The organism is Paenibacillus sp. JT22N1 (assembly GCF_059692155.1).
This window is the reverse complement of sequence record NZ_JCAUAW010000038.1, coordinates 1-14,680: the sequence shown is the minus strand read 5'-3', so window position 1 is coordinate 14,680 and position 14,680 is coordinate 1. Positions and strand designations below refer to the sequence as shown.

Here is a 14,680-nt window from a genome sequence, read left to right as displayed (position 1 = left end):
AAAGTTTTATATTTATTCCACATGGTTCCTGTACTTTCCTGCCGATCGTATTATAGCTTAATGAGGCTGCCACTCGTTTTCGCGGCGGCAGCCTCAATTTGTAGTTTATTGAACTAACGTTCTCCCGTTAGCGCAACGACTTGTATGCCGTCATCATTATCATTTTTGAACTCGATCAGTAATATTGCATTGTTTTCAATGATTAATGCACAAGCGCGAAGTCTTATCTTTTCCATTCTCTATCACACCCTATTAAGTATATTGCGTTCTACTGCCAGTTAGGGGAAAGGTGCCTGCAGCAATGAATGTCAGCGATGGATCGGTTCCATCGCCGCGCTATTGTCTTTCGATAGTTGAGTCTCCAGTGCAAATCAGAGTAGCAATATGGTGATTAGCTCGTCTCCTAGGATTTCGCCGTTGTCACGAAATCCGAAGCTTTCATAAAGCTTTTTGGCGTGCAAGTTATCTACCTTATAAGAAATCCAGCAGTATTGTGCAGGCCCGGCTGGAAAGGTGCGGATAAATTCCAAGATTTTTTTCATGGCTTCCCGACCGTAGCCCCGGTTCTGGTGGTGCTTGTCAATCATCAGTCGCAAGATGCAATAGCTGTCGTGTACGATTGACGGGAGGTCGTATCCGATGATTCCAAAAGTCAACATAACAAAACCGACCGGCTGCCCATCCGAGTAAATGGCAAAACGGAAATGGATGTCCCCCATTGGTTGCAAGGACATAGCATGATGCCGCGCTTGACAGATTGGACGCAACGAAGCGCCGTTGTTCTTCTGATACTTCTAAGTTAAATATGGCGAGCCGGTTTTCCAAGGTAATTTTTCGGAGCGTAATCATGCTGGTATTCTCCCTTCATCCCTCATCGTTTTGCGCCGCGGTCGCATAAATAACATACAGTTTTCACCAAAAAATTAATAGACTTATGTTGATTTTTTTTATATACTATCATTTATCCATGGCTTTTTTAGGGGTATCCTTTTTGGCATTTTGGCAATTAGTTAATCGGCACAATTATGTGCCGATTTTATTTTTTTGTTAATGTAATCTGCCCGTCCCTCAACAGGCTACAGGGCTGCAATCAACTTACACAGATTAATTTGATGAGAAGTGAACAGGTTCACATCTTTTCGATCCATTTCGGCTATGGCAATAATACTTTATTCTTGTCCATAAAATAAAAAAACCGCGCTGCACGTGGATCTCTATAGAAATATGTTCTTGTCCTCTTACAGCTTGTGACAGATGACAAGAATTTGTTCCGATAAATGACAAGTATCTGTTCCGATTCCCCGCCTCTGGATTTTTTTAGTTATGTTCATTCTGCTTCTTCTAAATTATGTAAGAACCCCATAAAAGCTTTTGGTCGAAATAAAAAATGCAGCCCCAATTTTTATTGGGGCTGCATGATCAACAGTATCCTATTCATCGCTAAATTTCGCGGCATAAGCGCCATAACCTCTTTTTTCAAGATCCGCTTTTGGAATGAATTCCATGGCTGCAGAATTCATGCAGAATCGCATTCCCGTTGGTTGAGGTCCGTCTTTGAACACGTGGCCCAGGAAGGAATCCGCATGCCGGCTTCTGACTTCGGTCCCCAAAAATAATCCTTTGTGGTTAAGCACAACGTTGTTTGACTCCAGTGGTTTTGTAAAACTTGGCCAGCCTGTACGGGGATCGTATTTGTCCTTCGAGCTAAACAACGGCTCGCCCGATACGATATCTACGTAAATACCCTCATCTTCATTATCCCAGTATTCGTTACCAAACGGCTGCTCATCCATGCCATGCTGAGTAACGTTATACTGGAGTGTATTCAGCGTCTTCAACTTTTCTTCTTTGTTAAAATCTTCATTTGCACCTTGCTCTGATCTAATTTTCACTTCGCGAACACTCCCCTACTTTTTTTTCAAAAAAGAAACCGCGACCGGAGGTGAACTCGCTTACCTTGTACTTTCTTGTTAAGCGGACTTTTTGGTAATAGTTGTAAGTTCTGCTTCGGTAACATACACATGAAACAGACGGATGGCATTCTTTCAAAAACCATGCCGGATGAAAATCCCGTCTGAGTTGGACTTGTCAAGTTTTGAAGCTGAAGCGATATATCCGATTAGAGCAGCTACAACGGATACCCCTAAATAACCCCACAATACCATATTATTCTTTTTGTTTTCCGAGAAGAAAAAAAGGGTTGCCCCACAGGTCAACCTTTTGACCTTATGTGACAACCTCTTCTAGATTAGTCTAGTACTACTGTCATATGCTCTTTCGTAACTGCCCAGTGGGAAGTAGCCCAGTATTTGGCTTTATCCTTGATGAAAATCATTTGCGGGGATTCGTGTTTAACATTCAAATCCTCGGTAATCTTGTTTGACACCGGACGTGATTCGAGAACTTTGACAAGCGTGTAATCTATCTCTTGATTCGGGGTACTCTTCAAATAATCTTCATATTCACGAAGCGCGTTAGCGCTAATCGGGCATGTCGTACTATGTTTCAGAATAACCTGTCCGCGTTCTGTCGACTTGTCCACTATTTCATTCCACTCGTCCAGCGAAGTAATTTCATTCCATTTCATTTAAATATGCTCCTTTGTTAATTCAGCTTTAACTATTCTTTCGTGTTTACCGGGACAACAACATTTTTTTTGTAAATGGAGTTGGCAGCCCGATCGAGAAAATCGTTCAGCTCTTTCGCTTTCGTTCGAAAGATCGAATACAGCCTAGGCCAGTCAGAATGGATAGACTACCTTTCCGTGAGGGAAACTCTTGTCCTTAATGCACGCCGCCGGATGCGCTGATTCTCTCACCCGTCAGCCATGCGGCGTCATCTGAGGCGAGGAAGACCACTGTCGGGGCTATATCTTCCGGTTTCCCAAACCGGCCGCCAAGCGGCGTAGCCTCAGCAAGAGCCCTTCCGGCCTCGCTGGCGACGAAACCGGCGTTGCCTTCCGTATCCGTAAAGCCCGGGGCAACGATATTGACGCGGATATTACGCGGACCGAGCTCCTTCGCGAGTGCCATCGTCATCGTATCTACCGCACCTTTACTCGAAGCGTAAAGCATGGTAGTCGGAACCGGGTTCTTGGTTGCGATCGTGCCGATATTGATAATGCTTCCGCCTTCTGCAGGGAAATGTTTCAACGCTTGCTGCGTGGTCAGAATCGGCCCAAGCACGTTAATGTTATACTGGCGATGGAACAACTCCTCCGTCACTTCCTCTAATGGCTGGAACTCGAAGATGCCGGCATTGTTGACCAGGATGTTCGGCGTACCAAGAGCATTTTTCGTCTCCTCGAACAGCCGCTCGACGTCCGCCGCTTTGGACATATCGCCCTGAACCGCGATTGCTCTGCCCCCTCCTTTGGTAATTTCTGTTACAACACGGTCCGCCCCTTGCCTGCTGGAGGAATAATTGACGGCGACGGCCGCACCGGCCTCCGCCAATCCCTTTGCGATGCCGGCACCGATTCCCTTCGAAGCGCCCGTTACTATTGCCACTTTACCTGTTAAATTTGCCATGTTTTATATTCTCCCTCTCATAATTAAAAAAATATGTTTTTTGAACTTTTTCCGTTTTAAAAAAACGACCAATTATCCATGTAATACAGGAATTGCCTCGTAACGGCTCAATGGATGCCGCCGGAAGCGTTGATTCTCTCGCCTGTCAGCAATGCGGCATAAGAAGAAGCGATTGTACTTTTTTTCTATTCAACGAAAGATTATTGTGACAATACTCTTTTATAGGTGGAGAAGACTCCGGCGTGCAATCCTTCATGGTACAGGTTGTAACGCAGCGATTGCTCAGGAGTTACCAGAGGGAGTCCCGTGGAAGTATTAATCGCATCTACACTTTCGTTCAAGCGGTCCATCGGATACTGCTTGCGGATTCTGTCCAGTTGTTCTGTCAAGAGGATTTTCAGTTCTGGCAATGTCGGTTTTGGAAGGGAAGCAGGGTAATCCAACGGTCCCTTACCTGATCCGAACCGTTCAACAAACCCTTCCGGCAGATTCATCGAAAGATTCAGTTGCGACAGCGTCAAGTGCTCTGTAACGAAATAGATATGACCAAGTTGCCAACGGATATTATTGCGGCAACCAGCGGGAATACGATCCGCGAGTTCCTCAGTCAGGCCTTCCATTGCTAGCAGCGTTTGTGCTCTAATAATGCCCAAGTCTTCGAAAATCGTTGTTTTCATTTTATCGACTCCTTTATTGTTTATAGTTTAGTGTGCTGCCAAAACTGTGCACCGATTCATCTCGCTTTTACCACGAAAGTAACTATCTATTTTTAATCGCGACGGCTTGCATGTAACTTTCTTAGGCATGTTTTGGATGTTATTGCGATTTGTGACGCGCCCGAAATCTGATATTCCCGCGACAACCGTTTCGGTTATCACAAGCGGGTTTTTAAATAGAAGATTACTCCCGGTCGTTTTGAAATGTATCTAGAACATACGATCCGCGATTTCTGCCTTCTCTTTGGCCACCAAAGTGACCGCGATTAATTTAAAGATGGCGATTTTGCATCCTAGCAAGGAACGTACCGATCCAAATGAGTCCGCCAACGGCCGATCATAATAGCCCGGTACATTTCTGGCGCGGCGACGTACTCGGTATAAACAGCGCTCGCCCCCATGCTAGGAAAGCGAACCATGCCGAAAACTTCATCCGACGGAGAAGCCTTGTCCACCCGTGGCTACCGCCTCGACGACGCCCGAACGTCCAACCCCAGAATGAAGGGAAAGGACACCGCCGGCTGCCAATCAGGAGGAAGATCCTTATACGCCTCACGCAGGTACCGGTTGGGGGGGTGATGCCAACCGCGTGAACAAGGACAAGCACCTCACCTGGCTTCAGCTCGGGAAGCTGCGCCTCCTCGTAACGCAGTACCTCAGGGCTGCTAAATTCATGCAAACGAATCGCCTTCATTGTATCTGTAGAAATCTTGCTTTCTCCTTACATGCAGATGAGTTATACTTACCAGAGCAGTGCTCCACATAAAAGGATCACTGTTCCGTTTATGATTATACGGAGCACCGCTCCAGTTGTCAAGGAGGAAAAATATGCGAGCCGATGCGAAGAAAAACTATGAGCACATACTGGCAGTCGCGAAAGTGGTTGTAACCCAGCACGGCGCCGATGCATCGCTGCGTGATATCGCTCGTAGAGCTGGCGTAGGGCTCGGCACATTGTATCGTCATTTCCCGACCAGAGAAGCGCTGCTAGATGCATTACTCCGCGCAGGCTTCGACGAGCTGACGGCAAAGGCACGTGAGCTCGAAACTGCGAGTCCACCCGATGATGCACTTGTGTCGTGGCTACACGATGTCGTTACATTCACGGGTAACTATCAAGGGGTTGTGGCAGCTATGATTGCAGCCATCGAGGACACGGATTCCGCACTCCATGCTTCGTGCGTCACGTTGCGAACGGCAGGCGCGCGGCTTCTCACTCGCACTCAGGCCGAGGGTCTTGCGCGTGCCGACATGAATGGTGATGACTTGTTCTCGCTAGCTGCTGCGCTCGCGTGGCTCGGTGACCAGCCCTCATCCGCGCCACGAGCTGAGCATCTCTTCAGTATTATCGCGAGTGCGATCATAACGAATCGAGCGAGCGAACGATCAAGCCATTTGTAATCCGGAGAAAGAACTGGCTGATAGCCAACATACCGCGGGGCGCAAAAGCGAGTGCGACGATCTATAGCGTAATCGAGACAGCGAAGGTGAAAATACAACGACTTCAATTACCTCTTCGAGCAGTTGTCGCAGCTCTCCGGTCCGCTGGATGCGGAAATACTGGAATTGTTCCTGCCCTGGTCAGCCTCGCTCCCCGCCGATTTTCGGATGAAGCAGAATCCATAGAAGTACATCCCAAGTCCGCTCCCGCCGCTAGGTGGGGGCTATTTGACGCTCACCACAAACAAAGCGACTCCACAACACTCAAAAATCAGCGTACAAACGCTCTGGACATTTTCCTGAAACTACTTTGACCTATGTGCTTTCCCGACAAAAGGACACCCGTTATCTTTCATTACATATTTTTACATATATATTTAAAGGTGGTATCAGAAACGCTGGTACTGCCCCTTATTGCGGGAAATGTTCCCGCCGGATGCGTTGATGCGTTCGCCCGTCAACCATAGACCTCGTCGGAAGCTACGAACACGACGACAGGCGCGATATATTTTCCGGTTGGCCGAAACGGCTTCCAAGTGGTGTGTCGGCTACCAGCAATTTGCCGTTGTCGCTTCCTCCGCGGGGAAGAATTTCAGCACCTGCTAGGCGGTCTAAATCGTTCCCAATACGTTGGTGTTGTACTCCCTGTGGAATTCTTCCACCGTTATATCCACTACCGGTTCAAATTTAAAGACACAGGCGTTATTCACGAGAAATCTGGGTTCGAAGCCCCTGATTCGTTTCCTCAAAAAGGCGCTGGACATCGGCGATCGGCGATATTGGATTTATCGCCTTGAATCGCAATCGCTTTGCCGCCATTTGCGGCGATTTCTAAATATATTGTCATTTATCGGTAGATGTTTCTGACAATAGACAACAAGAAGCCGGCATCTTTGGGATACCGGCCTTTTATTTTAATTACGTAAAATAATAATTTGGCGAATTTAGTTTCCAGGCATCTCGCCTACGTCTCACTCACACATTTCTCTCATCCCGGCGAAATAATGTAGATTTAGGGCAGGACCCGATCGATGATGAAGGCGATCGCATCATTCAAATCTAACGGATGACGCAGAATGATACTGAGCCACAAAACGGCTCCGATAGTTGCGATTGAGAGGAAAACTGTAGTCTCTTTGCCGTTGTAGGTGCCGAATTTTCGCATCGCATAACCGACTCCGATGGTTAAGGCATAGACGGCGACCAAAATCGTCATGCAGAGCCGTCCTTCTTCATCCGCCGACCGTTATTTCTCCATTTGGCCGAGACGATGAAGAGGATGGGAAGAGCCACGGCGAATAAGAAGTAGTATTCGAACAAATATTTTTTTATCCAATCGAGATTTTCGATGTTATTCATAAACAGCATCGAATACGCAGAAATGACCCACACCATCGGATAAATGACGCTGTTTCGCTTCTCAATTTTGAACAGCTGGCAGACGCCCAAAACAGCGCAATAGAATAGTATGCACAGCTTAATACATACTACCAGCACAATATTCACAGCCAGAATCGCTTCCAAATGCTCGATGAAGCCGGTAAATCTCATTTCGCGGAACATCGAAAAGATTGGGTAAACCAATTGTTGGCCGCGATACACGCCTAGAACCCCAATCGAAATAAAAACGCAAGCGGTCAACATTGCGCCGGCAACAGCGATTCCCGTAATAAACGCGATTTTCACTTTCCTCTGTACGAATGGAATAAGCATCAAGAACGCCACCGTCTCCATAAAGGGGAACGCCAACACGTATCGGGTTTGAATAACGACGTCGCTCAGCTGGAAAGGGTAGACGACGTGAAAATAGCGCCACTTCCACTCCCTCAGCATTATGACTATCGGAACCCAGAACGCTGAATAGAGGTAAGGCACCAGAAGTTCGTTCACCAAGGCGATTGATTCGATCCCCTTCGACACGGCGTACGCACTGACGAGCAATATCATGATATGGAATACAGAAATAGGTGTGAGCGGCATGAGATTAATATGCATGAAATCGCCAAGATTGTGGGTTACCCACGATGCGATTTGGATGAAAAAGACGATATACAGTAACGAGACGAGGCCGCCGGCCCACTTGCCGAATGCCTGCAAAGCGATCTCGACAAGTGTCTTTCCTGGATACAGCTTGGCAAGGTACAAGTAGCCGAAAGCAAGCACCAGCCCATACAAGGTTGCCCAAATGACGACAACCCAACCGTATTGTTTTGCGCTCGCGATGATCGGGCCGGGGAGCAAAATAAACGCAGTACCGATGACATAGATTTGCGTCAACAAGTGAAACTGCCACGCGCTGAGCCGGTCGGATTCCATATGCTCTTCATCCCTCCTTGCCTTCCTTGGTATAGGGATCATTCTTGTTGCCGGTCGTCGTAACGTCAGATGTGACCGAGAAATTCACCGACGTCCGCCGCCATGAATCCGAAGTAGCCCCTTCATCCTGCAAGCCCAACAGATCCCAGTTCTTTAGCCTTCCCAACACAACCATCTTCTCCGCTTTGTCCGCTACGACGCGATTAAACGCCTTTTCGATCTTGTGTACGTTTTGTAACGTTAATTTGGTATTTTGTTGGTTGTTCAATATGCGAAGATCAGCATGAATGAGGATGTTGAGATGGTTGGCGGATCGGTCCCATTTCCGTTTCACTTGGACATTATTCGTCTCGACGTCGACGTAACTTCCGTCTACTTTAACCGTTTCTGTGAATTTCCGATATTTCGTGTTTAGGATGTGATAATAGTATTTATTCTGACTGTCCAAGCGTCCCTCCATGCGTCCTTTGAAGAACACCGCGCTGTCCTCAAAAAAGGACGGCGCTTGTTTGCTGACGTCAATTTGCTCTATTCTCTCGGTAGTTTCCGCCGGTTTGCCGCGGTAGTGGATCATTGGTATGAGTGTCGGCAATCGGAATTCCATACCTGTCACGATGTCTTTGACACGGATCGGCTCTACACCCCCCGCAAATGACCCCCGCGAAAGAACGCGAACAAGCGAGGTGGCATGGCGCCCGGGCACCTTTTCGAGTGTCGTAAAGCTGTTCATTACGGCCTGTAGAGGGGAATCCGTCACAAACAGATAAGCGTTCATGCGCCATTCGGGAGTCGTTTCCAAGTAGTTGAGAATATCAATGATTCCCTGACGGGCCACCTCTTCGGATAATATATAGCAATGCAAATGTGAGGTGAAAAGCAGACGCGGCATCATCGTGCTCGATTTCTGAATGAACCGGCCCAAGCTATATTCCTTGAAACGATACGTGTAAACCGATGCCTTGGATCCGCCACCTTGCCTGGAGGAGAGAGCCGGAGGGTTGATTACTTGGTAATAAGCAATATACATGCCAGTCGATGGTTCTCGGTCGATGCCGATTGAGGTGACGATTGCCAGTTCGTTGATTTCCTTCTTGTCCCAGCAACCTGGACAGAGAAGTAAGGCGACTAGTAAGCTCAAGAGCAATAATTTTCGCAATGTTCGCCCCCTCCCCTATTTTTTCCTAGAGAACATCTGAGGTTTTCGTTTCATCCAGAACCGAGGAACGCGCAGGATAGTGTCTTTGAAGTCTGACAGCATCAAAGGCGCAATGGGAGACATGTACTTCACACCGAAGGAACGCAATGAGACTAGATGGATCAAAACAAACAATGTTCCGCACAGAATACCGTATAATCCCATAAAGCCGGCCAGGAACATGAACACGAACTGGAGGACCCGCTGCGCAATGCCAAAGCCGTAAATTGGCGACACGAAATTGGAGATGGCCGTGATCGAAACGACGATAACCATAGCCGCGGAGACGAGTCCTGCTTCGACCGTGGTCATGCCGAGTACTAGCGCGCCGACGATGGAGATCGATTGACCGGCAATCCGAGGCATCCGCAAACCGGCTTCACGCAAAATCTCGAACGTGACCATCATGATCATTGCTTCTAGGAACGCGGGGAAAGGCACAGCTTCCCGCTGCGCGGCCAGGTTGATCAAGAGCGAAGTCGGTAGTAGCTCCTGGTGGAATGTGACCACCGCAATGTATAAAGGAGGGATAAAGATCGAGAGCATGAAAGCGAACATTCGCAACCATCGCGAAAGTGTGGCGATATCCGGCCTCTGGTAGTAATCTTCTGGTGAGGAGAAGAGTTGGAAAAATGTCACTGGACCGATCAATGCAATCGGAGTGCCGTCGGTGAGAAGCGCTACTTGCCCGTCCAACAGTTTGCCAGTCACCGCGTCCGGCCGTTCTGTCCCGATGAGTTGCGGGAACGGTGAAAACGTCTTGTCTTGGATCCAATCTTCCATATAAGAGCTTTCCAGAATGCTGTCAGCCTGGATGGCCTGCAGCCGACGACGGAATTCTTCTACGACGTCAGTGGGGGCTACGTCGGGCAAATAGGTCAAATACACTTTGGTCTGCGTCTTAGTTCCAATGGTCATCTGTTCAAAAACTAAATGTTCACTTTTGAGCCGTTTACGGATGAGAGCCACGTTCCGACCGATGTCTTCGACGAATCCTTCCCGTGGTCCGCGTACTGTGGCTTCCGACTGAGGCTCGGTTACACTGCGATAGTCACTACGTTTGACGTCAAAGCTTAGGAAACGGTTAACTTGCATTGGAATCAGCAGGCACTGGCCCTCCAGCAGCAGGCGGACGCCCTCATCGGCATCTGTCCATTCCTTGTTTTGGACGAAGGGGATGTGGCGATGAAACCAGCCCAGGTCGTCCAGATCGTATTCCTCTTCCTCTTCGATTGGAACGGCGGCAAGCATGGGTTTCACGACAAACTCATCTACGAGAGCCGATTCCACAATCGAGGATAGATAGAGGCAGGTGAAAGCCGAAGATCCACGGAGAGGGAACGGCCGAATGACGAAGTCAATGGCCCCCTTCATACGATTTCGGATTTGCTCCTGCATCGGCTCGGTAACGGAAAGTTTATGCACTGTTGAACCCTCCATCATTGGTTATTGTGTACAACCATTAGAAAAATATACCACTGGAGCCAGCCCAGATCGTATTCCCTCGAATGACGAAATCAGGGGCCCCCTGCATACGATTTCGGATTTACTCCTGCACCGGCTCGGTAACGGAAAGTTTATGCACTGTTGAACCCTTCATCATTAGTTTTAGTTATTGTGTATAAACATTAGAAAAATATACCACTGAAGCCAGCCCAGATCGTATTCCTCTTCCTCTTCGATTGGAACGGCGGCAAGCGCTACGGATCTCCAAGGCACCATGCTATAACGAGCGATTAGAAAAGTATGGGATGATGGGATGATAGCAAGCCATTCTAGACGTGGAAACTGTCATGACAATACAAAAGGGTACATATTCTTGAAATTGGGAATCTCAAGAATATGTACCCTTTAAATAAAAAAGTGCTAATGTCCATGTTTTTATCGGTCTAATTTCTTAAGAACCGACACTTCTCGAAATGAGACGGAACATCCCTCCTATTGTCGACAATAGGTGGTATTATTTTAATTTGCGCAGCGCCCTGAGTCCATTTCGTAGTTCATTCACAAAGAGCATCGGCTGTTCCCACGCCGCGAAGTGTCCCCCTTTGTCGAGCTTATTGAAATAGATAAGATTCGGATACGCCTTTTGTGTCCAGCTCTTCGGCGCCTCATAGACCTCGTCGGGAAACACGCTCACGGCAACGGGAAGTTTGACACCCTTGATGCCAAAGAATGGATATTTATTCTCCCAGTAGAGGCGAGCCGAAGAAATCGGCGTATTCGTCAACCAGTAGAGCGTGATGTTGTCGAGAACATCGTCTCGTGAAAGGCCCCCTGGTTGTCCATTGAATGCCTGAGAGATCAGCGCCAGGCTCTTCGCGTCATGGTCCAGCATAAAGGCGGCCAAACCTACAGGTGAATCCGCGAGTCCCGTCAGCGTCTGCGGGCGCGTTCCCATGATCTGGGCGTATGCAACGTGCTTGTAAAAGAAGTCCAGCTGCTCGCATGCGCGTTTTTCTTCGCCTGTCAGACCAGGCGGGCAACCCTTGCCGGCCTGAATCGCCATCTCGAGATCGGACGGAACTACAAAGGGCAAGTTGGTGTGAATGCCGATTAGTCCACTAGGCTGTTGGACACCCATTACGTCTGCTATAATGGCGCCCCAGTCGCCGCCTTGCGCCACATACTTCTTGTACCCAAGACGATTCATCAGCTCTCCATAAGCACGAGCAATGCGGTCAGGGCCCCAACCGGTCGTGGTCGGCTTGCCCGAAAACCCATAGCCAGGCATCGACGGAATAACGACATCGAATGCGTCCGATGCCTTCCCGCCATAGGCCGTGGGATTGGTCAGTGGGTCGATTACCTTCAGCTTCTCGACAATCGAGCCGGGCCATCCGTGCATAAGGATGACTGGCATCGCGTCTTTATGCTTCGATCGGACGTGAATAAAGTGAATGTCCTCCCCATCGATATTGGTGACGTACATCGGCAAAGCGTTCAACTTGGCCTCAAATTTGCGCCAGTCGTAATCGTTCGCCCAATAATGGGCTAGGTTCTTCATCGTTGCAAGCTGCGTACCTTGCGTTTGATCCAACACCGTTTCTTTGTCCGGCCATCTTGTCGCAAGTATACGCCTACGCAAATCGGTAAGCTCCGACTCCGGAATATGCACCTGAAACGGTCGAATGGCTTTCGAATCCGCTTCGGATTCATGCGGAGCTCCATACGAATTCGCGCTAACCTTCTGGTCCATCGTGCCGAACGTCGTCAATTCCAAGGATAAGGTCACAAGCATGGCCAAACGAAACCAGAACTTACTGCTGTTTAAATTCAATTGTAGTAATTCTCCTTTCTTAAAGTTATTGGGTCATCCTTATCATTAGGTTCCTTAGAAACCAGAATAATTATGTACTAATCGGGCATGCGTACTATGTTTCAGAATAACCTGTCCGCGTTCTGTCGACTTGGCAACTATTTCATTCCATTCGTCCAGCGAAGTTATTTCATTCCATTTTCATTTAAATACGCTCCTTACGTGGAGCGAGCTCCTTCGCGAATGCCATCGTCATCGTATCCACCGCGCCTTTGCTCGACGCATAAAGCATTCCTCCTGTCACATGACTGCATTTGCAGTTAGCTCTTCGCTTTCGTAGTTCTTGTAGCTATGCTCATACTTGTTGTTAGATCTGATTTGAGCTGCTTCCGCGTTTACAAGTTTTTCACTTGGCACAAGCCTTCTTAGCAGCCCCACGAGCCCCCGAATTGTAATCAAGGTGAAACTGATGCACACAAAAGTATGCAGGATCGACCAAGACTTCCACTCGAACAACTTCGTTTTCTTTTCTAGCGCCCACTGGTGCACTGTCATCGGCACGCTGAAATATAAACTTCGGGTCAACAGTTCGGCAGGCTTGCTGTTGTAGCTCATTCTCACCCATACCACACTCAGCAGCGGGTAAAACAATAAGTCGAATAAAATGTTCGTGTCAAACGTCTTGGAAAAAGGCCGCGCCGGATACGCAATCATCTTTCTTTTAACAAAAAAGAGTCCATTGCAGTACAAATCACACCTTTCGCAAAAAACACGGTTAAGAGCATAAGCAGGTTTTTTCGTTTCAAAACAAACGGGGTTGAGGCCACGGAAGCCAGAAACAGCGCCCTTAGCAGCAGTTTTTCCAACGTGATTACCTACTCGATGGGAATATCTCTTACCGATATTGTGCTTTCAAATGCTTACATATATGAAGGAGCCTGTTTCCTCCTTTCGCTTATTTTCCCAATCCGTGCTTTTCTCGCATGCAATAGAAAAACCGTATCGACAAGGTTTTGTCAGTACGGCATGCTTTTCGTCGTGCTATCACATACTAGGATCCTGATTCAAAAACTCCCGGCCGGTCTCCTCGCTATACCATCATCTTACCATTTAACTATGCTGCCCGTTACTTCAATGAAAAAGAGGAGCTGCATCGCTGCAAACTCCACTCTCGTTCTTTAAATGTTGCGATGTCTTTGTCTTCTCATCCACTGGGTTGCTACCCATTTTTCCCCGACTTCTACGGGATTTCCTGCATGTAATGTTAGTTCATTTAAGCGATTATCGTTATAAAAATATTCAAAATAGACGGCACTGCCTTTTTTCGGCGTTACTGCAAAACGAAGCGAAGGGAAATACGTTTCACCGCCTTTTTCCACGGCATTTAAATACATCACCAGTGTGCTGATGCGATTGTTTACAACATTTCCGGATGTAAAATAGTCGAAATGAGGATGATACTGTTCCCCAGCTTTATAATGTAAAATTTGCAGCGGTTCAGCATGTGAAATCGGTATATTCATCAGTTCAGAAACTCTGGTCTCAATTTTTTGAATCAATTCATTTTCGCTTTCCTCAAAAAACATGTTGCTGCTTGTTCTAATATTACTTACTACGCGAGATTTGCCGATTTTAGCTCGCTGCATTCTGTTATTAGCTAAGTCAATCAAAGCGTCACATTCTGTGTAGCTTAATACATTGTCCAAAATTAAAATAAGCGGTTCATCCATTTTGCTGACAATATGAATCTCTTTATCTTTAGTAATAATTTTGTTTCCAAATGAATTGAAAATCGTCTGGTCTATAATGGCCATCGTTGCATCCTCCATTATTGATTACTGAGGAAGTAATCTACATTATGTCAGTCGATTTAAACAGTTCTTCGTGGAATCAGAAGTTCCTCATATTTTATAAAAATTATTCTATTGCGCTTTTTTTTAGAACAAACGAGGTTATTCTACTATTCATCTTCGTGCTATATGTACTCTCAGCAACTGAGTGTTGACTCCAAACATAAAAACACCGCCGGGAGCATACAGCCCACATGGCAATGTATTTAGCATGGTATTTCAGTAGAAAGATGAACTAAGGTCACCCCCATATGCTACGCAAAACTGCCCGTCCCTCGGTTTTAAGGGTTTATCTCACATATACTCACTCATTCGCAGGATTTTGACACCTTGGTTTGCAGATGTTGTTCAGGAGAGCGCTCATCAGATGTAGC

Annotated in this window: 14 protein-coding genes and 2 pseudogenes; 2 read left to right on the top strand and 14 right to left on the bottom strand. The window is 47.3% G+C overall.

The window, feature by feature from the left end:
• Positions 1-113 precede the first annotated feature (113 nt).
• The 7 genes and pseudogenes from AC58UU_RS37700 to AC58UU_RS37670 form a co-directional block, all read right to left on the bottom strand.
• Positions 114-236 carry a hypothetical protein gene (locus tag AC58UU_RS37700; RefSeq protein ID WP_497322562.1) on the bottom strand — a complete coding sequence of 41 codons (123 nt, stop codon included), beginning with the start codon at positions 234-236 and terminating at the stop codon, positions 114-116.
• A 135-nt stretch (positions 237-371) separates the two neighbouring features.
• A pseudogene (locus tag AC58UU_RS37695) lies at positions 372-849 on the bottom strand (GNAT family N-acetyltransferase).
• 581 nt (positions 850-1,430) lie between these two features.
• Complete coding sequence (gene msrB, locus AC58UU_RS37690; protein WP_497322560.1) at positions 1,431-1,892, bottom strand: peptide-methionine (R)-S-oxide reductase MsrB; 462 nt, start codon at positions 1,890-1,892, stop codon at positions 1,431-1,433.
• A gap of 356 nt (positions 1,893-2,248) precedes the next feature.
• A complete protein-coding gene (gene ytxJ / locus AC58UU_RS37685) occupies positions 2,249-2,587 on the bottom strand; it encodes a bacillithiol system redox-active protein YtxJ (protein ID WP_497322559.1) in 339 nt (112 codons plus the stop codon).
• A 196-nt stretch (positions 2,588-2,783) separates the two neighbouring features.
• Positions 2,784-3,530 (bottom strand): SDR family NAD(P)-dependent oxidoreductase, encoded by a 747-nt coding sequence (locus AC58UU_RS37680; protein WP_497322558.1) that lies wholly within the window; start codon positions 3,528-3,530, stop codon positions 2,784-2,786.
• A gap of 200 nt (positions 3,531-3,730) precedes the next feature.
• Positions 3,731-4,183 carry a DinB family protein gene (locus AC58UU_RS37675; RefSeq protein ID WP_497322556.1) on the bottom strand — a complete coding sequence of 151 codons (453 nt, stop codon included), beginning with the start codon at positions 4,181-4,183 and terminating at the stop codon, positions 3,731-3,733.
• Between the two features lie 356 nt (positions 4,184-4,539).
• Entirely contained in the window at positions 4,540-4,701 is a 162-nt protein-coding gene (locus tag AC58UU_RS37670; protein WP_497322555.1) for a hypothetical protein, read from the bottom strand.
• A gap of 355 nt (positions 4,702-5,056) precedes the next feature.
• Between AC58UU_RS37670 and AC58UU_RS37665 the strand changes: the two genes are divergently transcribed.
• Together AC58UU_RS37665 and AC58UU_RS37660 are read left to right on the top strand one after the other, a co-directional pair.
• Positions 5,057-5,647, top strand: coding sequence for a TetR/AcrR family transcriptional regulator (locus tag AC58UU_RS37665; RefSeq protein ID WP_497322554.1), 591 nt, complete (start codon positions 5,057-5,059; stop codon positions 5,645-5,647).
• A pseudogene (locus AC58UU_RS37660) lies at positions 5,611-5,872 on the top strand (IS66 family transposase); the annotation flags it as partial. The gene AC58UU_RS37665 and the pseudogene AC58UU_RS37660, both read left to right, overlap by 37 nt.
• An 826-nt stretch (positions 5,873-6,698) precedes the next feature.
• Here the strand turns inward: AC58UU_RS37660 and AC58UU_RS37655 are convergent.
• The 7 genes from AC58UU_RS37655 to AC58UU_RS37625 all read right to left on the bottom strand — a co-directional run bounded on the left by AC58UU_RS37655 (position 6,699) and on the right by AC58UU_RS37625 (position 14,270).
• Positions 6,699-6,902 (bottom strand): hypothetical protein, encoded by a 204-nt coding sequence (locus tag AC58UU_RS37655; RefSeq protein ID WP_497322553.1) that lies wholly within the window; start codon positions 6,900-6,902, stop codon positions 6,699-6,701.
• Positions 6,899-8,002: a GerAB/ArcD/ProY family transporter gene (locus AC58UU_RS37650; protein WP_497322552.1), complete on the bottom strand. Its 1,104-nt coding sequence runs from the start codon at positions 8,000-8,002 to the stop codon at positions 6,899-6,901. The genes AC58UU_RS37655 and AC58UU_RS37650 overlap by 4 nt, the downstream gene beginning before the upstream one ends.
• Before the next feature lie 7 nt (positions 8,003-8,009).
• Positions 8,010-9,158, bottom strand: a complete 1,149-nt coding sequence (locus AC58UU_RS37645; protein ID WP_497322551.1) for a Ger(x)C family spore germination protein — start codon at positions 9,156-9,158, stop codon at positions 8,010-8,012.
• A gap of 15 nt (positions 9,159-9,173) precedes the next feature.
• Positions 9,174-10,622 (bottom strand): spore germination protein, encoded by a 1,449-nt coding sequence (locus AC58UU_RS37640; protein ID WP_497322550.1) that lies wholly within the window; start codon positions 10,620-10,622, stop codon positions 9,174-9,176.
• 535 nt (positions 10,623-11,157) lie between these two features.
• The gene (locus AC58UU_RS37635) at positions 11,158-12,477 is read right to left on the bottom strand and encodes an epoxide hydrolase family protein (protein ID WP_497322548.1); all 1,320 of its coding nucleotides are present in this window, start codon (positions 12,475-12,477) and stop codon (positions 11,158-11,160) included.
• A 279-nt stretch (positions 12,478-12,756) separates the two neighbouring features.
• Positions 12,757-13,170 carry a CBO0543 family protein gene (locus AC58UU_RS37630; RefSeq protein ID WP_497322547.1) on the bottom strand — a complete coding sequence of 138 codons (414 nt, stop codon included), beginning with the start codon at positions 13,168-13,170 and terminating at the stop codon, positions 12,757-12,759.
• A gap of 464 nt (positions 13,171-13,634) precedes the next feature.
• Positions 13,635-14,270 (bottom strand): 2OG-Fe(II) oxygenase, encoded by a 636-nt coding sequence (locus AC58UU_RS37625; RefSeq protein ID WP_497322546.1) that lies wholly within the window; start codon positions 14,268-14,270, stop codon positions 13,635-13,637.
• Between the last annotated feature and the right edge of the window lie 410 nt (positions 14,271-14,680).